The sequence below is a fragment of the Fibrobacter sp. UWB5 genome (assembly GCF_002210295.1).
Taxonomy (GTDB): domain Bacteria; phylum Fibrobacterota; class Fibrobacteria; order Fibrobacterales; family Fibrobacteraceae; genus Fibrobacter.
Genome location: NZ_MWQH01000006.1, coordinates 77,718 through 96,263, shown reverse-complemented (window position 1 = coordinate 96,263; position 18,546 = coordinate 77,718). Strand labels below are relative to the sequence as shown.

Sequence of the window (18,546 nt, the reverse complement as noted above, 5' to 3'; positions counted from 1 at the left end):
TGTGCGATGAGTGATGTGAAATGATCAATTACTCATTCCACATTACACATTTGAAATTTCTTCGTCGGTCAAGTAGCAGGCCGGATCCTGTTCCCAGAAGTCTCCGGTTACAGCTTCGGCGCGAGTACGGAAGTTGCCGTTGCAAAGGTTCAGGTAAGCGCACTTGGGGCAACGTCCCTTCAGAATCGGCTTGCGGTTCTTGAGGCCGGCCATAATCGGGTTCGATTCATCGCTCCAGATTTCGCCAAAGCTACGTTCGCGCACGTTACCCAGCGTAATGTATTGCGTGAACTGGTCCGGATGAACGTTACCGATGCTATCGATATTACCGAAGGCCATACCGCTGCGGTTTCCGCCATTGCGCTGGATAAGTTCCAGAACCTTTTCGGCGCGGGCAGGATCTTCACGCAACATACGGCGGTACAGGTAGACAGCATCAGCGTGGTTGTCCACCGTCAAGATTTCCTTGTCGATTCCACGCTTCTTAAAGTCGAGCGTGCGGTCGATAATCAAGTCCATCGCCTTGCGGCTTTCTTCATGATTCAAGTCGTTTGCAACCATGGCAGAACCACGACCGCTGTATACCAAGTGATAGAAGCACACGCGGTCGATATTTTCGGCTTCGAGCAAGTCAAAAATGGCATTCAGGTCTTGCACGTTATAGCGCGTAATGGTAAAGCGCAGGCCCACCTTCTGGCCAGTCGCCACACAGTTGCGGATGCCGCGCAAAGCGAGCTTGTATGCGCCTTCCTTGCCGCGGAACTTGTCGTGCGTTGTTTCGCAACCGTCCAGGCTAATGCCCACATAGCCGACGCCCATATCTTTAAGCTTTTGGGCCACGTCAGGAGTAATGCAGGTGCCGTTCGTGCTGATGGTCGGACGGATTCCCTTGCTGGCGGCATAATTCGCCAGTTCAAAGAAATCCGGACGGAGTAACGGTTCTCCACCGCTGAACAAAATCACCGGGACCTTGAAATCGGCCAACTGGTCAATTAAAGCCAAGCCTTCTTCGTGGGTCAGTTCGTTCTGGTACTTGATTGCCTCGGAGCGGGCGTAGCAGTGCACGCAGCTCAGGTTGCAAGTCTTGGTGCAGTTCCACACTACCACAGGGCCGCGTCCCGGCGCAACGCCGTTCTTGCATTCATGGGCCTTGGGTTCGTAACGCAGCTGGTCGCCGTAATTCGGCGTATCCATCAAAAGCTTGGTAATACTGATCATAGTCTAAATCTTTTTGGGAATGACCTAAAGATAGAAAAATAACCCCGGTTGCCCGAGGTTATTAAAAGCTTTCTCTGTTAAGAGTCGCGTCGCGATTAAAGCTTCACGGAATCCTTAGAGATGAACTTCTTGATCTTCTTGTCGCCCATCCAGAGCTTCTTGTGGCTCTGCAAATCGGTGAGTTCGAGGTCCACCTGGTAGAAGATAACGGACTGGCCGCCTTCCTGGTCCACGATGGTGTTGATGGTGCCGGTCAGCATCCAGTCAGCACCGGTTTCCTGGTGGAGTTCCTTGGCGGTTTCTTCGGTAGCGTTACCCTGCTGGTCAGCAACTTCAGAGCGAAGTTCGGCACGTTCGGCAGAGTTGGCGACGAAGTCAGCTGCACCGGAATTCAAGAGGGCGCGTTCCATGTCCTTGATAAAGGTTTCGACGCTGATGTGTTCGTGGCTCTTGTTACGGACCTTACCGATTACGACGGTCGGGGTACGGCCCATTTCGCCGATAATCTTTTCAATCTTCGGGCTCTGCAAGCAGCTGAGAATCATTTCGTCAGCCACCAGGCGGGAGTCCGTGTCGTTCCACTTACCCGAAAGGTCGGTCGTAGAATTGGTATCGATACGAGTGACAGTCTTGCCACCGCTGCTGCAAGCGACCATGCAGAGGCTGCAACCGAGAGCGAGAATAGCAAACAATTTACGCATTAGATTTCTCCTTGAAAATTTTTTACAAATGTACAATCTTTCTTTTTATTTGTCTATAAAAGAAGCCCAACTATAAAAATAAAGAAGATGAACGGCCAAATTCGCTAGACAGAATAAAAAATACCGCAGAGCGAAATCTGCGGTACTTTTAAATTGTCGAAGAAAATCCGGAATTACTTATCAGCGAATTTCTTAGAGGCGGCCTTGACCTTCGGGTCGTTCTGGGCATCCTTGATCTTCTGCTTGATACCGTCTTCAATCTGCTTCTTGAGCTTGGCGGCGAGGGCGGGGAAACGTTCTTCCAGGGAATCGCTAAAGACAGCCGGTTTCTTGGGAGCGGCAGGACCCTTACGCTTGGCGTTCAGGGGGCGCTTCTTCTTGGCCGGGGCCTTCTTTTCTTGGGATTTTGTTTCCTGAGGCTTGACTTCTTCTGTGGATTTGACTTCAGTTTCTTCTGACATAATAGACCTCTTGGAAATATTGTTAATTTGACGGCGCAAAAATAGTAAAAAAATCGCCTGTTCCTAGGTTTTGCAATTAAAAATTATGCTTTTTTAAGCTAAAAAAGGCGATTTTGGACTACCACTAGCCGTTCAGTTTCTTGTTTTCAAGCCAATGGGCAAGCACGGTAATGTCGGCCGGGCGGACGCCGGGAATACGGCTAGCCTGGCCAAGCGTCAGCGGCTTGTGGGCGTTCAAGCGTTGGCGACTTTCGATACTCACGGCGGTCACCTGCATGTAATCGAAGTCGACGGGCAGGCGCACGGATTCCATCTTCTTCTGGTCGTCGATTTCGCGGGCCTGCCGGTCGAAGAATCCTGCATAGATTTCTTCGGCATACATGAACCACTGGTCGCGACGGGTCAGATTCAAGTCGGGCAGCGCGGTCCGGAACAATTGCTCGGGGTCGATTCCCGGACGGCGCAACACGTTAATCCAGCGGGTACGCTCGGTCGAAAGAGCCTGGCCACCGGCTTCAAGAATCGGGTTTGCCTGGTCGGGCGTTGCCGATTCCTCGGTCATGCGGGTGCGGGCGGTCGCCATCAGTTCCTGACGGCGCATCCAGTCGGCGTAATCGCTGTCCGAAATCATGCCAATCTTGTGGGCGCGTTCCTTCAAGCGAGTTTCTGCGTTATCGCTACGGAGGAACAATCTGTATTCGGCGCGGCTCGTGAACATGCGGTAAGGCTCGTCAAGCAGGATATTCACCAAGTCATCGGCCATCACGCCCAGATAACTATCCGAACGGCCTAGAATCAAAGGTTCTTCGCCCTTAATCTTGAGGGCGGCGTTAATGCCAGCCAAAAGTCCCTGACCGGCAGCTTCTTCATAACCGCTGGTGCCGCAGACCTGGCCTGCAAAATAAAGTCCGGGCACCTTCTTGCACTCAAACGTCGGGAACAATTGCGTGGCATCGACAGAATCGTATTCCACCGCATAGCCAATCTGCAGCACGCGGGCGCGTGTCAGTCCCGGAATCGTATGGATGGCTGCCAGCTGGATGTCAGCCGGCAAGCTAGAACTAAAGCCGTTGATATAGACGCGACCGATATCCGCCTGTTCCGGTTCAAGGAACAGCTGGTGGCCGTCACGGTCGCCAAAGCGGTTAATCTTGTCTTCGATACTCGGGCAGTAGCGCGGGCCCTTGCCGTGAATGCGACCGCTGAACATGGGGCTATCCTTAAAGCCACTGCGCAGAATGTCATGCGTTTTCAAGTTCGTACGCGTAATCCAGCACACGCAGTCATTGCGCACAAACTTGTTCGCAACATCGCCCCAGAAATAATTTGCATCGCGACCGGGAACGGTTTCTGCCAAATGGCGGTCGCTCATGGGCCACGGAGTATCGTCTCCGCGTTGCACGTCGCATTCGTTAAAGTCGATGGAATCGGGGTCCAGGCGGCTCGGCGTACCCGTCTTAAGGCGACGGAGCGCAATCCCTTCGCGGGCAAGGCATTCCGACAGTTTATCTGCACTGGGTTCGCCCACTCGCCCACCGATGCTCGTTTCGAGCCCGGTAAACATCTTGGAAGCAAGGAAGGTTCCGCTCGTAATCACGAGCGAACGGGTAATATAGCGTTCGCCGTTCAAGAGCGTGAGTTCCAGGCGACCGTCGGCCATGCGCGTAAAGGCAGCGAGTTCACCCTGAATCACCGAAAGCCCCGGAAGGCTTGTAATGACTTCGCGGGCCACTTCGCTGTAGTACTTCATGTCGCACTGGGCACGCGGGCCCCACACGGCCGGCCCCTTGCTCATATTGAGCATGCGAAACTGGATGCCCGCCTTGTCGGTGAGTAGGCCCATCAGGCCACCGAGCGCATCGATGTCGCGGACAATCTGACCTTTGGCCACCCCGCCTACGGCCGGGTTACAGCTCATACGACCGATGGCGTTGATATCCATCGTGAGCATGGCGGTCTTTACACCGAGTTTCCAAGCGGCGTGGGTCGCTTCAATTCCAGCGTGCCCACCACCGACAACGACTACGTCAAATTCAGCAACGAGAGACATTAGAAGCGATTACTTCTTTTCTTCAGTCTTCGGAGCTTCAGGATTCCATTCAACCTTCTTGCCAGAGACAAGATCAGCGAGGTCCTTCTTGAGCTGTTCCTTTTCGCTTTCGAATGCAGCGTACATCTTGTACGTGCCGTCCGGGTTCACAACGTAGACCTTCGGAACGTAGCCGTCGCTATAGAGTTCGCCGAACTGGCGAGATTCGTCCCAAACCACGTTAATGGATTCGTCCCACTTGGCGTTATCCATGAACTTGCGGATGCCAACCTTCTGGTTGCCACCGCTTGCCACAGCGAGCGTAATCAAGCCCTTCGGGGCAAATTCCTTAGCCATGGCAAGAACTTCGGGTGCTGCGTGAGCACAGTGACCGCAAGTAGCAGAGAAATACATAACCAGGAGCGGCTTGTTTGCAAACGGTTCAAGGTTTTCGAGGTCTGTAGCAATGGCCTTGTCCACGGCAATCTTGGTGGCCTTCACCTTCAGGTTGAACTTCTGCGGCATACCGTTAGCAAGGGTGTCGCCACGGAGCGGTGCAATTTCTTCTTTAAGCTTGGCTTCTTCTTCCTGCTGCTTCTTAATAGCTTCAGCACGCAGGTCCTGCAACTTCTGCTGGTAGCGTTGGCCAATGGCATTGAGCGAATCCTGCGGGAGCTGGAGCGTGTAAGTAGAATCAGCAACCTTGGCGGCAGATTCCTTGACGCCCAAAATAAAGTAGTCCACGTCGAATTCGGTCTGGAACTGGTTGCCGATACCAATAAACTGGTGGGCAAACTGAAGACCGAGCAGGTAAGAGAACTTGGTGTTGTCTGGAGAATCGCCATTAATGGTCACTTCAGCACCGGTAGAAGCCGGAGCCTTTGCAATCGGCTGAGCACGGGCCACAGAATCAATGTAAGCCTTGATCTTTTCATTATTACCTTCGGCCATCATAGCGCTATCTGGGCGAGTTTCTTCGTAACGCTTACGGGCGATTGCAGAGTAGCGCTGGCTAATAGCCTGCAGGGAATCAGGAATCATCTGGGGCTTGAAGTTCGTGTCTTTGCTAGACTTCACATCGTCGCGGATAGCCTGGATCACAGCGTCTTCGTAAAGTTCTTCACCCATCTGACGCGGAATAATCGTAAAGTTCTGGCCACCGAACTGGGCACCCAGCATATAGGCAAACTTTTCGTCATCGGTTGAATTGGCGGTAATAGCGGCAGGGCCCTTTTCAATAGCCTTTTCGCCGTTGCAAGCCATAAGACCGAATGCAGCCAATGCCGCAGAACCAAGAGCAATTTTCTTCATGTCCATATTGAATCTCCTTAGAGAAATTTTTCCGAGCGAAAATATAGAAAAATCCCCTGTAGCAGGCTACTACAGGGGTTTGTTTGCGTATAAAATAGGGTTATTCTATCACCAGTTTTCCTACTCCGCAGGCTCCTGTTTCAGAATATTTGCCTATGGCCACGATGTTGAACTCTCCAGTCATTGATTCACCGCTCCATTGTTCAAGACTGATGAAGCGAGCCTGTTTTGCGGCTTCTGCACCCGGAATTTCGTTTTCGTATTCATCGAAATCGTCCCAAGTCATGCATCTTTCCACCAATTCCTCCGTTTTGTCTAAATCAAAATAAATGTGCTCCACAGAATCGATACCCACAATCAGGTTAAATCCAATTTTAGACCAGTATGTGACACAAAGTCCACCCCAGTCAGTGATATCGACTGGTTTCGGGAGTGTCTCACCAGGTTCATAGTCATCTAAATGGAACGCCATGCCAATATGCGCCTCTCGAGCTGAACCCTTGTTGACATACAATTTCCCGCAAAAACCACCACAAGCATCAATCAGATATTCCATACAACCAGCCTGATTCATAGAACAATCCGCGTCGTTCCATTCGAATCGAGAGGCCCCCCCCTGTTCGGCATCATCGAAAATATACCAATACCCGGCCATGCTCGTTTCGGAGCCATCGCCAAATCCGGTATTTACACGATAACCGTCGGTAGCACCGTTCCACAGGCATTGCGAGCCATCGTTTCCGGCTTCACCACTTGAACTGCTTGGCACAAAATCCGTCGCATTCACGGGTTCGCTCCATTGAGGCAAGGTCGCATCGTATTTGCCGATTTCCTTGATGTTGAATTTACCCACCTCTTCGGAATTGCCCTTGTAAACGAACACAATCGCCTTGATTTGCTTTGCAGCCGCTTCGCCTGAAAGTTTTGAACTTTCCGGGACCCATGCCGGGGCCACGAAATCGCTCCACTTGGCGCAACGTGTCACGACCTTATCGGCACTGAGCAACTGGTCAAGTGTAGGAACGTTCTTGATCGTTTTCGGGAGCGTAACAAACGGTGCTTCCAGATTCAGCGTATCATCAGCACCGGTAACACTCAGCGAAACATTCATCGCAAAGTCCGACGAATAGGTTACGCAAACGCCATCCCATTCCGAGATGTCCGTCGCAGCACCGTTTTCGGCCACCATAAAGCCGACACCGGCCATCGGCATCGATGCCGCCTTCAGTTCAATTGTCGCGCAAATGCCTCCGCAATACGCCACGAGTTCTTCCATGCTAGACTCGTATCCGACATTGACCGGATACTGAACCCTAGACATGCCACCCCATTCTCTATCGGCAAAACTGAACCAATTCGCGCCATTCCAGAGATCCGGCACAACCACAGCAGCACAGCTCGAAAAGCCCTGCTCAACAGAGCTGCTAGATTGCACCACAGAAGAACTGCTTTCGTTGTGAGCAACGGCGTTATCCTCTTCGGTCACTCCCGAAGTCTTGTTTCCTTCGGAACAGGCGACAAGGCTGAGCACAATCGTGCCCGCCAAAATTTTAGCGACCTTCTTCATCTTTGTCCTCCCCCCACGTCAGTGGGAAAAACTGTAAATTCAAGCGATAAACCCGTTCAACCGCCTTGCTTTGCAGGGCAATTTGAGCGATCCTCTTACGGCACGCTTCAAGTTCTTTTAAAATCAGTTTGTAGTCTTCGGCAGACACGCCCATGGTAAGCCCCGTAAAGTTGCGTTCCGAAGGCGGAAACTTGTCTATTGCCTCTTTCGCAAAGTCGGCCATTTCACGGTGCATGGAACGCAATGCCACCGGCATCACCTCTGACGAGCCTTTCAAATGCTTATCCGACTGTTCATAGTCCGAGCCATTCTTTTTCAACAAACCCGTCTTTACCATAAAATCAAGCGACTCACGGACTTCTCCTGCAGTAACCCCCTGACAGCATCGCTTGGCGATGTCGCCCGGAGTCGCTCCGTGCATGGCCGGAGCAAGTTCCCTCACCACCGGATGCACCCAAGATTCAAAATAACGGAACGCCTCACCATCAACAATTTTCGCCTTGTTGTTCTTGGCGAGTTCCAACATGGATTCATAGGCCATCTTTTTTTCATGATCCGTCTTTGCGTGACCATAATCCACCATGCGCTCAAAATATTTCAATTCGAAACCGGCAAGATTCATCGCGGACCCCACATTGGTCGCGCCCGCAGGCGAAAGCCGCGTTTTGCCCTCGCACACCAGCTTCAAATAAGTCGGCGACGAAAAGCCCGCCGCATGAGAAAATTCACGCCAAGAAAATGCCGACAAGCGTTTTTTCTCGTCGTAATAATCCTGCATATAGAGGCGGTAATCTTGGTATTCCGTAATCGGTTTCATGCCTTTAAATATAAATCCATTTTTTACGAAAGTCAATAGTTTATGATACAAAAATCAAATATTTTAGCAGAATTTTGACATTTTTATTAGGATATTCAAAACCTGTATTTTCATGATACACTTTTCACTGCAAATAAAAAAGTGCGAGCAAATCAGCCGCACTTATAATCCTTGCACCGAAGGGAGGGTCTTAGGGAGGGTAAAACCCTCCCTTGTCATTACTCAGCGAAGTAAGCCTTGGCCTTGGCGACAACGTCTTCGACCTTGACCATGGTGAATTCCTTTTCGTTACGGAACTTCCATTCGACTTCGCCGTTGGCAAGTCCCTTCTTGCCGATGGCGATGCGCACCGGAGAACCCCACAGGTCGGCGTCCTTGAATTTGACGCCCGGGCGTTCGTCGCGGTCGTCCACGAGAACGTCGATGCCGGCGGCTTCGAGTTCCTTTTCGAACTTTTCGGCGAGTTCAACGAGTTCAGGTTCCTTGCCGATGGGGACGATTTCCACCTGGAACGGGGCGATGGACTTGGGCCAAATCGGTCCGAAGTCATCGTGGCTGTTTTCCACCACAGAGGCCATCAAGCGACCCACGCCGATGCCGTAGCAGCCCATGATGGCGGGAGCGGTGGTCTTTTCGGCGGTGAGGAACTTGGCGCCCATGGATTCGGAGAACTTGGTGCCCAGCTTGAAGATGTTGCCCATTTCGATACCGCGGGTCTCGGTGAGAAGTTCGCCGCAGCAGGGGCACTTGCAGACTTCGCTCGCTTCGGCAATGTCGGCCACTTCGAACTTCGGGAAGTCGCGCTTCGGGTTGCAATGTTTGAAGTGGAAGCCTTCTTCGTTGGCGCCGGTCACGAGGTCGAAGGAATCGGCAATGGCTTCGTCCACGATGATGCGCGTGTCGTGTGCGTTAATCGGGGAAGCAAAGCCCGGAACCATGCCGCAAGATTTGATGAGGCTGTCTTCGGCCGGATAGAGTTCCTTGGCCTTGAGCAAGTTGTGGAGCTTGATTTCGGAAACGTCGAGGTTGCCCGGAACCACCACCGTGATGAGCTTGCCTTCGAAGTCGAAGAACACGCACTTGGCGGTAGATTCGGCCGGGACGTTCAGGAACTTGGTGAGTTCGTCGATGCTTTCGCTGTTCGGCGTAGCAACCTTTTCAAGTGTTGCATTTTCGTCGCCCTTGAACGGCACGCGCTGGAATTTCGCGATTTCGCGGTTGGCCTGGTAGCCGCACTTCTTACAAAGAATCAAGTAGTCTTCGCCGTTCGGAGTATCGAGCATGAATTCGTGAGCGACCTTACCACCCATGATACCCGTATCGCTCTGCACCACCACCGGTTCAATGCCCACGCGACGGTAGATGCGGAGGTAGGCGTCGTATTCTTCCTGGTAGTGACGGTCCAGGTCTTCTTGGCTGGTGTGGAAGCTGTAGGCATCCTTCATCAAGAATTCGCGGACGCGGATAAGACCGCCGCGGGCACGGGCTTCGTCACGGTACTTGGTCTTGAACTGGTAGAGCATCACCGGAAGCTGCTTGTAGCTGTTGAGCACGTAGCGCACCAAGTCGGTCATTGCTTCTTCGTGCGTCATGGCGAGCACCATGTTGTGGTTGTTGCGGTCCTTGAAGCGCAGGAGTTCTTCGCCAATAGCCTGGTAACGGCCCGATTCGCTCCAGAGTTCAGCGGTCTGCACCACCGGCAGGTCCACTTCGATACCGCCGATCTTGTTCATTTCTTCGCGGATTATGTTCACGATTTTCTGGATCACGCGGAAGCCCATCGGCATCATGGAGTAGATACCGGTAGAGACGGGCTTGATGTAGCCGCCGCGCATCAAAAAGATGTGGCTGGGCATGGTGGCGTCGCTCGGCGTTTCGCGGAGCGTCACGTAAAAGTACTTGGAGAGTTTCATGGTTGTAACCTTTTAAATTTTTTCGGCGAAAATTTAGGAAAATACAATGGTTTTAGCAACAAGCCTACTTCATCAGCCGTTCCAAATCATCGACCGTTTTCGGGATATCTTTAGAAATGTTCCTAAAGCCGTCCTTGGTAATCAGTAGATCGTCTTCAATGCGGATACCGATTTTTTCGCGGAAAGTCTTGCCGCCAATGGTCGCCTTGAATTCGCCGTAGAGCCCCGGTTCGCAAGAAATGAGCATTCCAGGCCTTAAGACCGTATCCAAGGAGCGGGTTCCCGGTTCGCCTTCGTGAATCTGTTCGCCGATAAAGTGGCTTACCCCGTGCGGGCGTTTATCATACAATAATTTGTACGAACCCTTCGCACCCTTGACCAAGCGGGTTTCCAGTTCCTGCATAATATAATCCCAAGGAACAGTCCCGATTTCCTTGAGCGAAACACCCGGACGCACATGCTTCTGGTATTCCAGCGCCGAATCGAGTACAATCTGGTACAGCAATTTCTGCAACGGGCTAAACTTGCCGGACACCGGAATGGTGCGGGAAATATCGCTATGCAGGCTTCCGATGCGAATGCCAAAGTCCAAGAGTACCAGTTCCCCCGCCTTCAGCGGTTCATCTTTCTTCACGTAATGCAAGCAGCAAGCGTTTGCACCGCCCGCCACAATCGTCGGGAACGCCAAATCGCCATCGCTTTCACGCTGCATTTCATAATCCAGCTTCAAGCCCAAATCGCGTTCGTTCTTGAAAGTCTTCATTTCGGCGAGTATCTTGCGGAAGGCGTTATTCGTGACCGCTTGCGCCGCCTCGGCATCCATAATGCGTTCAGGTTCCAGCGGGAATCTCAGCGACCAGTGCAAGGCCGCGGCACTCTTGAGCTTGATGCCAGTAGGCTTGAGCGCCTTGAGCAGCTGGTGCCTGAACCGGTCGTTGTGGTCTTCCTTGAACTTTTCAAAATAGTAAGCGTATGCGTAGCTCCCCTTCGGAAGCTTTTTCGCGCGGGCGACCACCGTATCCATGAGTTCATCTACGGGGCGAACATCCTGGATTCCCGTAATACGGGCCACTTCGTTATCGCCTTCCAAAAAGCCGAGACGCTTGCCATTCCAGAATTCCTTGAACGGGTCCTTGGGCGGCACAAAAAGGATTTCTTCTTCTGTTTTGGGGTCGAGCAGCAGGTAGCAGCCTGCCTGGTTGATTCCCGTCAGGAACATGAATGCCGGTTCCTGCACCATTTTATTCCAGATTTGCACGTAGGCTTCTTCGGTTCCGGGGTCCATGGGAATTCCTGCAAAAACACAGAACGAATCGAGCTCCTTGAGCATGGCCTTGCGGCGTTTTCTGTACAAATTCTTGGAATTGTAGCAGTCAGACGATATAAAAACTTGCGAATAGGGCTTAGAAATTGACTTTTCGACCATTTTTTTGCCTCTAAATAGGTAAAATTTCGGTATAAATTTACCTTTTTCGCACCGCTTTTGCTTTAAATTATATACATTTGAGGCATCACAGACTAGAATGGAGCCTGATTAAATGTCTCTTTTTAAAAATTGGAAATTGATCCTTGCAGCATCAACTGTAGCACTGTTCACCGCTTGCGCCGGTTCTTCCGGTGGTGGTTCTTCTAGCGACGACGATTACGGCGACGATAGCGGTTCTCCGTCTGCCCAGAGATCTGCTCCTAAGGAAAAGATTGACGAAAACAAGCTGAAAAAGACCGAAGACGAAGCTGTCGCCATTACCGAAGAAAACCACAAGCTCCGCAAGGAAATCTTCGAAGCCAAGAACAAGCTCGGTATTTCTACAGCTCCTGCTTCCGAGGAATAATTTATAGCTGACACGTTCTCGATGAACGAATTACGCTATTCTTTATCGGACGACCTGAAACGAACGATTTCAGGCGAGAACGAAACGGTTTTCCGCTTATTGGAGAGCCGTTTTTGTGTTGAAATACAGACAAGACTCCCTGGACTCCGCATTATTCCCAAAGAAAATGGCGATACGACGGGGGTCTTTGCTGTACTCGACCAGCTCAAGATGGCCGCCAAGAACGGCAAGGTCCTGACGGCGCGACAACTTGAAAAGTTGATCGATCCGGCAGACGCCGCCATCAGCGATTTCAACAACCCGGATACCATCCCTGCCACCCCGATTTTCAGAAACCGCATGGGCGTTTCTGTATTCGCAAAGACCAAAGCGCAGGCCGAACTGGTACGGGCGGTCGAACAGAATGACATCATTTTTGCCAAGGGCCCTGCTGGCACCGGCAAGACTTTCTTGGCGGTAACGCTTGCCGTCGCAAGCCTGGAACGCCACGAAGCAGAACGCATCTGTCTGGTTCGCCCGGCAGTCGAAGCCGGCGAATCCTTGGGCTACCTGCCCGGCGACCTCAAAGAAAAAATCGCGCCATACCTGCGCCCCATTCACGACAGCCTCGCCGAGCTCCTGCCAGTGGAAAAACTCCGCAAGTACGAAGAAACAGGCGCTATCGAAGTCGCCCCGCTCGCCTACATGCGCGGCCGCACCCTCAAGCGCGCCTTTATTATTCTAGACGAAGCCCAGAACACCACGCCGGAACAGATGAAGATGTTCCTCACGCGCCTCGGCCAACACAGCAAGGCGATCATCACCGGCGATGCCACCCAGGTCGACTTGAGCAAGGGACAAAAGTCGGGTCTTGTACATGCCATGAAGCTGCTCAAGGGCATTCGCGGCATTGCGCAAGTGGAATTCGAGGCCACCGACGTGCTCCGTCACCCGCTCGTCAAAGACATCTTGAATGCGTACGAAAAAGAACGCTGAGAATAATCTATTTTCTATAGAGAATTCACCAAAGACAATTGGCTTGATATGAAAAAGAAACAGACTAGACTTCACTTTATCATCGGCTGGGTTCTTGTTGTCGCCGCGGCAATTTTCATGTTCCCCGACAAGAACATCGCGCTCCAGTCCGAACGCCCGCACTTGGGCCAGGTGAGTACGCGCACGATTGTCGCGCCCATCAACTTCGAAGTTCCCAAGTCTGAACAGGAAATCGAAGCCGAAAAGACCCGCGCCGCCGAAAAGGTGAATGCGATCTTCGGCTACAACAGCGACGAAACCAACCGCGTCTACGAAGACCTCAAGTCGTTCTTGCACAAGCTCGCCCAATACGGTTCCCTGCAAATTCAGATTAACCAGCTTACCGCCAGCGGCGAAAGCGACTCCACCCTGCAGTCCAAGGTGGTACAAGCTTCACGCATTTACGAAGTCTTGAAGCAGCGTATTTCGACCTCGGCCATCAAGCCCCTGAGCCTCAATTCCAAGGCCCGCGACTCGCTCCTGACCGTATTCAACCGCATGCTCCAGGCAGGTGTTTCGAACACGTTCATTGCAAGCACCGAAACGGCCGCACAGCTTTACCGCGATAACTACAACCTGCAAGATTTCAAGTACATCGTTTACACGAAGCCGAACATCACGCTCATCAAGGACAACGAAAAGACGACTGTCGAAGCAAGCAATATCCAGCCGCTCCGTCGCCGTATCGATGAAGCTTTCGCCCAACTCCAGATGAGTTTCCCGAACGAGCAGGGGCTCTTGAGCGCCTTCTACGAAACTCTGTTCGTGTTCATGATGCCGAACGTTTTCTACCTCGAAAAAGAAACCATTGCTAGCCGCGAAGACGCCCGCAACAAGGTGACGCTCATCAAGGGCATGGTGCCGCGTGGCATGGAAATCGTGGCACAGGGCGCCCCCATTACCAAGGAAATCCTCGAAAAGATCGATGCCTTGCAGCGCGCCCAGCAAAAAGAAGAAAATTCCAAGACCTTTACCGCTATTTACGGTAACGCCCTTATCTTCATCTTGATTATCACGTTCTTCTTCATGTTCCTCTACAATACGCCCTCCAGAGGCATGTTCAAGAACGCACGCCAGCTCTGGAGTTTGATTGCCCTCGCCCTTCTCCAGATTATCGCCTACTGGGTCTTCCACCACCTGTCCGGAAGCATCAACAGCGTAGAAATTTCGATTGTTCCCGAGAACCTGGACTTCATGTGGCTTTACCCGTTCGCCTTTGCCCCGATTACGGCGACCGTGCTTTACGACCGCCACATCGGTCTTGCCTTTACCGCCTTCTCTGCCATGATTTTCGGCATTTTGAACGGCTACGATTTGGCGGCCATGACTTGCGCTATTGCCGTGACCTTTGTCGCGACAGCCCCGATTGCCCGCATGCGCTATAGGGTGCAGTTCGTGTATGGAATTATCGTCGGCGTCGTGGCGATGGCAGCCGCCATCAGCGTGATGTTCCTGTTGCGCAACAGACTTTCGTTTGAAGCATTCTACCAGAACCTGATTGCAGCAAGTATCAACATCGTGCTTTGCTACGCCCTCACATCAGTTGCTCTCATCCACTTGATGGAACGCATCTTCGGTATCACTACGGTGCTCACGCTTATGGAAATGTCGGACTTTAACCGCCCGGCACTGAAGCGCATTTCGGAATACGCCCCCGGTACCTTCCACCACAGTATCCAGGTGTCTAACCTTGCCGAACACGTGGCAGACAGCATCGGAGCCAACTCCCTGCTTGTGCGCGTGATGGCGCTTTACCATGACATCGGCAAGACCATGCGCCCGGAATACTTTACCGAAAACCAGAAGCAAGGAATCAACCCGCACAATAACATCGATCCATTGCAGTCCGTCAAGATCATTACCGGACACGTGGAACAGGGTACGGCCCTTGCCAACGAATACAACATTCCGTCGCTCGTGGCCGCAGGCATCCGCGAACACCACGGTTCTTCGATTATCCAGTACTTCTACCACAAGGCTCTCGAAAACGCCAAGGAAACCGGCGAAGAAGTCAAGGTCGAAGATTACAGCTACAAGGGTCCCAAGCCGCAGAGCAAGGAAACCGCAATCCTGATGCTCGCCGACATCATCGAAGCGACCAGCCGCTCCATGACGGATACGAGCCCCGAAGCCTTGGCCGCCATGATCCACAAGACCATCGAAAGCCGCTTCACCGAAGGCCAGTTCAACGAATGTAACCTGTCCATTCGCGAACTGTTCAAGCTCGAACGGGCATTCCTGGATAGTTTGGATGGAACGTACCACACCCGCGTAAAGTACCCGGGACAGAAATAAGACCGCACGCGCCCAAACGCATAAAAAAAGTGCGTTTTTTAGGGCAAAATCGGTTGACAAGCGCCATAAACTTTGTATATTTGGCTTCGTAATCTTGAGAAGAGGACTTACTGATGGATAAAAAGAATATCATTCTGATTGCAGTCGGTGTGTTGCTCCTCGCTATCGGCTTTATTTGCCTCGCCACTGGCCCTGCAGACAATCCGGTTTCTCTCACGGTTGCACCGCTTATCTTGGTTGCCGCCTACCTCGTGGTCATTCCGGTCGGAATCCTCTGGAAAGGCAAAAAGCAAGACAAGTAATCCCTTTCGGGCGATTAGCTCAGTTGGTTCAGAGCGTCTGCCTTACAAGCAGAATGTCAGCGGTTCGAATCCGTTATCGCCCACTACCGAAAATCGGAAACGATTTGGGGTGGTAGCTCAATTTTGGTTAGAGCACCGGCCTGTCACGCCGGAGGTTGCGAGTTCAAGCCTCGTCTATCCCGCGAAAAAAGACCTTCTGAAAAGAAGGTCTTTTTCGTTTTCAAATATTCCCCGAAATTGGTTCGGAATCTGCTTTTAAAATTGATTTCACCTGTCAAATAAAATCGTCCCGCGACCGCAGCTTAGCGCCTGCTTGCGAACAGCGCGGCCCTTGAGGTCGAAGGTTCTCGTCGGCAACCGGAGCTGCTGTGTGCGGACAATTTGCTTTGCGGCAATATCCGTCTTGGAAGTATCCTTCTTGCTCGTGTCTGCGACAGAGGTATCTGCAGCCGAAGTATCTTCCTCGAACGTTTCCTGAATCTGCCATATGAACGAATCGTTCTGCTGTTTCGGATTCTGCACGACGGTATTACTCACCGACTGCAGATAATGTCCGCTCTTGTAATTCTTGAGGTAGAATGCATTCGGCGTATTGACCGGAGCGCCTTCAAATACATACCGCTGGTGAGCACCGCCATTATAACCGTAGGTAGCCGCTCTAATGCCAGCCGCCGTAGATTCATTCGGAATGTCGATGACGCGGCTCCCCAACTGGATATAGTATGTAACCGGGTTGTCTCCCACGGAGAAAATCTTCACGAAGGTAGCGGTATCGGAGCAATCCATAAGTTCAAGCGCATTGCTCGAGGTAATCCCCATGCATTTCTTTGTATCGCCGAGAGACTTGATTCTCCCCTCTTTGAAAAACGCCACCTTGAACAGTTGCTGGTAAATGGTTTCCACGAGAATCACATGGTTGATCAGGTCCTGCTCGGACTTGGCTTCGCTCGCCTGGTTCAGGCCGTAGGGCCAAATATGCTGACGATCGCAATGGAGTTCCGCGTTCGGGCCATCCATTTCACGGAGTTTCGCCTGAACCTTGTCATTCCTAAAGACACCGTCTACACATGTTGCCGCATATTCCGACGTGGTTCCGACACCCATCGTGTGTGCCATCTCGTGCATGGCTGTGGGCACCACCATGTAGCTACGGTTTTCGCCAAAGCGCAAGTCTCCGTTACTGCTGGCCTCGGCCGTGGGCACGCCAGGTGCGTAATAGACGTTGATGAACTTCGAGAGGTTCGAATAAGTGTTATACATCTTGACGGCCGAATCCATGACAGTCGTGATGCGCTTATAGGCATCTTGCTCATCGGAAGTCGGATTCGCCGACTTGTGCAAAGTGTATTCAACAGCAGAAAAAGCATTGCCCGCAAGGCAAGCTACCAAAGCAAAAGAACATAATAGTGGGCTAAAAAATTTCATGCAAGCTCCAATCCAAACACGTGTATAAATTTATATACAAAGTTAGGGCAAATCAAGTAAATTTTTAGTTGGAAGATTTAAGTTGGTAGAACTTAGAGATAATCTAAGCTCTAAGTTCTAAGCTCTTTGTTCTTTTTTTTGTATATTAAAAACCGACTTTTAACCCCCAAAAGGAGATTTTAATGAAATCCAGAATGCTCGTTGCGGGAATGGCCATTATAGCCCTCGCCGCACTTTCCGGTTGTGCCGGTGGCGTAAATGCTACCAAGTCGATTGAATTTGCCGACTCCAACAAGACTATCGCTCAAGAAGCCAAGGTCGATGCAGCCCAGCTCGAATCTGCCAACGCAAAGCTCGATTCTGCCAAGGCCCTGCAGGCCGACGGTGACGAAAAAGAAGCCTACGCACTCGCCGAACAAAGCACTCTTGAATACAAGCTCGCTATTGCAAATGCCGAACTTGACGCCGCCAAGAAAGAAGACGAAAAGGTTGAAAAGGAACTGAGAAGCGATGTGGAACGCAAGCTCCTTTACCAGAACATCCTTGACCAGGAAACCAAGAACGGAGGTGCCAAGTAATGAAAACGAGAAATCTTTTAGTCATTAGCGCTATGGCAGCCGCTCTCTCCTTCGCTGCCGAAGAAGCCGCCGGTCCGAATGCAGTAGAAGCATGCCAGACCGCAATTGATAACGCCGCCAAGGATATTCCGGCCAACGCCACCTCTGCCAAGTACACGCTCGCCGCCGCCAAGTCCAATCTCATCGATCTTGACGCCGCCTACAACGACGATGCCGAATCGGACCAGACCAAGGCTCTCGCCGCCAAGTGCGACACTTACGCCAAGACCATCGCAGCCCAGGCTGAAACCCAGAAAGTTCGCAACAGCACCGCTGAAAAGTGGGAAAAGCGCGCCGCCACCGCTCGTTCTATCGAAGCCATTCAGGAACAGATCAACAAGGCCCGCACCGGCAAGGTAAACGACCTCGAAGCTGAAAAGGCCAAGATGAAGGACCAGGAAGCCCGCCTCCAGGCCGAAATGCAGCAGAACCAGGAAAAGTTCCAGGCCGAAGCTGCAGCCCAGGAAGCCGCTTTGAAGGCTGCCAACCAGCGTGAAGCCGACCTCCAGAAGGAACTTGCCGAAGAACGCGCCAAGGCCGAAGCTCGCCAGCAGGAAGCCATGAACAAGCTGAACGAACTGCAGTCCCAGATGATTCAGGTGACCAAGTCCGCCCGCGGCATTATCCTTTCCATGTCCGACATCTTGTTCGCCGTGAACAAGGCCGACCTCAAGGCCGACTTGAAGACGAGCCTCGCCAAGGTGGCCGGTATTCTTTCTGTGTACCAGCAGTTCAACGTGTCCATCGAAGGTAACACCGACAACACCGGTTCCGAAGAACACAACATGAAGCTTTCCCAGCAGCGCGCCGATAACGTGAAGGCATTCCTCGTTGAACAGGGAATCGCCGAAGATCGACTCACGGCCAAGGGTCTCGGTATGACCATGCCGGTCGCTGACAACTCCACCAAGGAAGGTCGTCAGAAGAACCGCCGCGTGGACCTCGTGATCCAGGACAAGGCCCTGCAGCAGCAGGAAGCTAAGTAAGCCTAACGGAATACTTTTCCACTAAAGTCACCCCGCACTTGGTGCGGGGTTTCTTTTT

At 52.0% G+C, this 18,546-nt stretch carries 16 protein-coding genes and 2 tRNA genes; 8 read left to right on the top strand and 10 right to left on the bottom strand.

What is annotated here, in order from left to right; all coding sequences use genetic code 11:
- Positions 1-42 precede the first annotated feature (42 nt).
- From nirJ1 to B7989_RS09790, 9 genes are all read right to left on the bottom strand, one after another.
- Positions 43-1,218, bottom strand: a complete 1,176-nt coding sequence (gene nirJ1 / locus B7989_RS09830; protein WP_088628326.1) for a putative heme d1 biosynthesis radical SAM protein NirJ1 — start codon at positions 1,216-1,218, stop codon at positions 43-45.
- 95 nt (positions 1,219-1,313) lie between these two features.
- Positions 1,314-1,919, bottom strand: a complete 606-nt coding sequence (locus B7989_RS09825; RefSeq protein ID WP_073323854.1) for a penicillin-binding protein activator LpoB — start codon at positions 1,917-1,919, stop codon at positions 1,314-1,316.
- A 173-nt stretch (positions 1,920-2,092) separates the two neighbouring features.
- Positions 2,093-2,380 carry a hypothetical protein gene (locus tag B7989_RS09820; protein WP_072797785.1) on the bottom strand — a complete coding sequence of 96 codons (288 nt, stop codon included), beginning with the start codon at positions 2,378-2,380 and terminating at the stop codon, positions 2,093-2,095.
- A gap of 124 nt (positions 2,381-2,504) precedes the next feature.
- A complete protein-coding gene (mnmG, locus tag B7989_RS09815; RefSeq protein ID WP_088628325.1) occupies positions 2,505-4,430 on the bottom strand; it encodes a tRNA uridine-5-carboxymethylaminomethyl(34) synthesis enzyme MnmG in 1,926 nt (641 codons plus the stop codon).
- 9 nt (positions 4,431-4,439) lie between these two features.
- On the bottom strand, positions 4,440-5,726 hold the full coding sequence (locus B7989_RS09810; protein WP_088628324.1) for an FKBP-type peptidyl-prolyl cis-trans isomerase N-terminal domain-containing protein: 1,287 nt from the start codon (positions 5,724-5,726) through the stop codon (positions 4,440-4,442).
- A 94-nt stretch (positions 5,727-5,820) separates the two neighbouring features.
- Positions 5,821-7,287, bottom strand: a complete 1,467-nt coding sequence (locus B7989_RS09805) for a hypothetical protein (protein ID WP_088628323.1) — start codon at positions 7,285-7,287, stop codon at positions 5,821-5,823.
- Positions 7,271-8,104 (bottom strand): TIGR02147 family protein, encoded by an 834-nt coding sequence (locus B7989_RS09800; protein WP_088628322.1) that lies wholly within the window; start codon positions 8,102-8,104, stop codon positions 7,271-7,273. The genes B7989_RS09805 and B7989_RS09800 overlap by 17 nt, the downstream gene beginning before the upstream one ends.
- A 218-nt stretch (positions 8,105-8,322) precedes the next feature.
- On the bottom strand, positions 8,323-10,017 hold the full coding sequence (locus B7989_RS09795) for a proline--tRNA ligase (protein ID WP_088628321.1): 1,695 nt from the start codon (positions 10,015-10,017) through the stop codon (positions 8,323-8,325).
- A gap of 64 nt (positions 10,018-10,081) precedes the next feature.
- Positions 10,082-11,443 (bottom strand): aminopeptidase P family protein, encoded by a 1,362-nt coding sequence (locus tag B7989_RS09790; protein WP_088628320.1) that lies wholly within the window; start codon positions 11,441-11,443, stop codon positions 10,082-10,084.
- Positions 11,444-11,555: 112 nt separating this feature from the next.
- On the opposite strand from B7989_RS09790, the gene B7989_RS09785 reads away from it, so the two are divergent.
- From B7989_RS09785 to B7989_RS09760, 6 genes are all read left to right on the top strand, one after another.
- The gene (locus tag B7989_RS09785; RefSeq protein ID WP_088628319.1) at positions 11,556-11,849 is read left to right on the top strand and encodes a hypothetical protein; all 294 of its coding nucleotides are present in this window, start codon (positions 11,556-11,558) and stop codon (positions 11,847-11,849) included.
- Between the two features lie 21 nt (positions 11,850-11,870).
- Positions 11,871-12,824 (top strand): PhoH family protein, encoded by a 954-nt coding sequence (locus tag B7989_RS09780; RefSeq protein WP_088628318.1) that lies wholly within the window; start codon positions 11,871-11,873, stop codon positions 12,822-12,824.
- Positions 12,825-12,872: 48 nt separating this feature from the next.
- Positions 12,873-15,158: an HD family phosphohydrolase gene (locus B7989_RS09775; protein ID WP_088628317.1), complete on the top strand. Its 2,286-nt coding sequence runs from the start codon at positions 12,873-12,875 to the stop codon at positions 15,156-15,158.
- Between the two features lie 113 nt (positions 15,159-15,271).
- Positions 15,272-15,460, top strand: coding sequence for a hypothetical protein (locus B7989_RS09770; protein ID WP_088628316.1), 189 nt, complete (start codon positions 15,272-15,274; stop codon positions 15,458-15,460).
- An 8-nt stretch (positions 15,461-15,468) separates the two neighbouring features.
- A tRNA-Val gene (locus B7989_RS09765) sits at positions 15,469-15,543 on the top strand.
- Between the two features lie 23 nt (positions 15,544-15,566).
- A tRNA-Asp gene (locus tag B7989_RS09760) sits at positions 15,567-15,642 on the top strand.
- A gap of 85 nt (positions 15,643-15,727) precedes the next feature.
- Here the strand turns inward: B7989_RS09760 and B7989_RS09755 are convergent.
- Entirely contained in the window at positions 15,728-16,885 is a 1,158-nt protein-coding gene (locus B7989_RS09755) for an RICIN domain-containing protein (protein WP_144265014.1), read from the bottom strand.
- Between the two features lie 182 nt (positions 16,886-17,067).
- Here B7989_RS09755 and B7989_RS09750 point away from each other — a divergent pair, with 182 nt between their 5' ends.
- Positions 17,068-17,463, top strand: coding sequence for a DUF4398 domain-containing protein (locus B7989_RS09750; RefSeq protein WP_088628314.1), 396 nt, complete (start codon positions 17,068-17,070; stop codon positions 17,461-17,463).
- Positions 17,463-18,488 (top strand): OmpA family protein, encoded by a 1,026-nt coding sequence (locus B7989_RS09745; protein WP_233144354.1) that lies wholly within the window; start codon positions 17,463-17,465, stop codon positions 18,486-18,488. The genes B7989_RS09750 and B7989_RS09745 overlap by 1 nt, the downstream gene beginning before the upstream one ends.
- Positions 18,489-18,546: the final 58 nt, after the last annotated feature.

Bases quoted from the DNA above. Each gene is read 5' to 3' on its own strand.
- B7989_RS09770 (WP_088628316.1), top strand. From the start codon at position 15,272: ATGGATAAAAAGAATATCATTCTGATTGCAGTCGGTGTGTTGCTCCTC.
- B7989_RS09750 (WP_088628314.1), top strand. From the start codon at position 17,068: ATGAAATCCAGAATGCTCGTTGCGGGAATGGCCATTATAGCCCTCGCC.
- B7989_RS09790 (WP_088628320.1), bottom strand. From the start codon at position 11,443: ATGGTCGAAAAGTCAATTTCTAAGCCCTATTCGCAAGTTTTTATATCG.
- B7989_RS09745 (WP_233144354.1), top strand. From the start codon at position 17,463: ATGAAAACGAGAAATCTTTTAGTCATTAGCGCTATGGCAGCCGCTCTC.
- B7989_RS09755 (WP_144265014.1), bottom strand. From the start codon at position 16,885: ATGAAATTTTTTAGCCCACTATTATGTTCTTTTGCTTTGGTAGCTTGC.
- B7989_RS09805 (WP_088628323.1), bottom strand. From the start codon at position 7,287: ATGAAGAAGGTCGCTAAAATTTTGGCGGGCACGATTGTGCTCAGCCTT.
- B7989_RS09795 (WP_088628321.1), bottom strand. From the start codon at position 10,017: ATGAAACTCTCCAAGTACTTTTACGTGACGCTCCGCGAAACGCCGAGC.
- B7989_RS09775 (WP_088628317.1), top strand. From the start codon at position 12,873: ATGAAAAAGAAACAGACTAGACTTCACTTTATCATCGGCTGGGTTCTT.
- B7989_RS09780 (WP_088628318.1), top strand. From the start codon at position 11,871: ATGAACGAATTACGCTATTCTTTATCGGACGACCTGAAACGAACGATT.
- B7989_RS09785 (WP_088628319.1), top strand. From the start codon at position 11,556: ATGTCTCTTTTTAAAAATTGGAAATTGATCCTTGCAGCATCAACTGTA.
- B7989_RS09825 (WP_073323854.1), bottom strand. From the start codon at position 1,919: ATGCGTAAATTGTTTGCTATTCTCGCTCTCGGTTGCAGCCTCTGCATG.
- mnmG (WP_088628325.1), bottom strand. From the start codon at position 4,430: ATGTCTCTCGTTGCTGAATTTGACGTAGTCGTTGTCGGTGGTGGGCAC.
- B7989_RS09800 (WP_088628322.1), bottom strand. From the start codon at position 8,104: ATGAAACCGATTACGGAATACCAAGATTACCGCCTCTATATGCAGGAT.
- nirJ1 (WP_088628326.1), bottom strand. From the start codon at position 1,218: ATGATCAGTATTACCAAGCTTTTGATGGATACGCCGAATTACGGCGAC.
- B7989_RS09810 (WP_088628324.1), bottom strand. From the start codon at position 5,726: ATGGACATGAAGAAAATTGCTCTTGGTTCTGCGGCATTGGCTGCATTC.
- B7989_RS09820 (WP_072797785.1), bottom strand. From the start codon at position 2,380: ATGTCAGAAGAAACTGAAGTCAAATCCACAGAAGAAGTCAAGCCTCAG.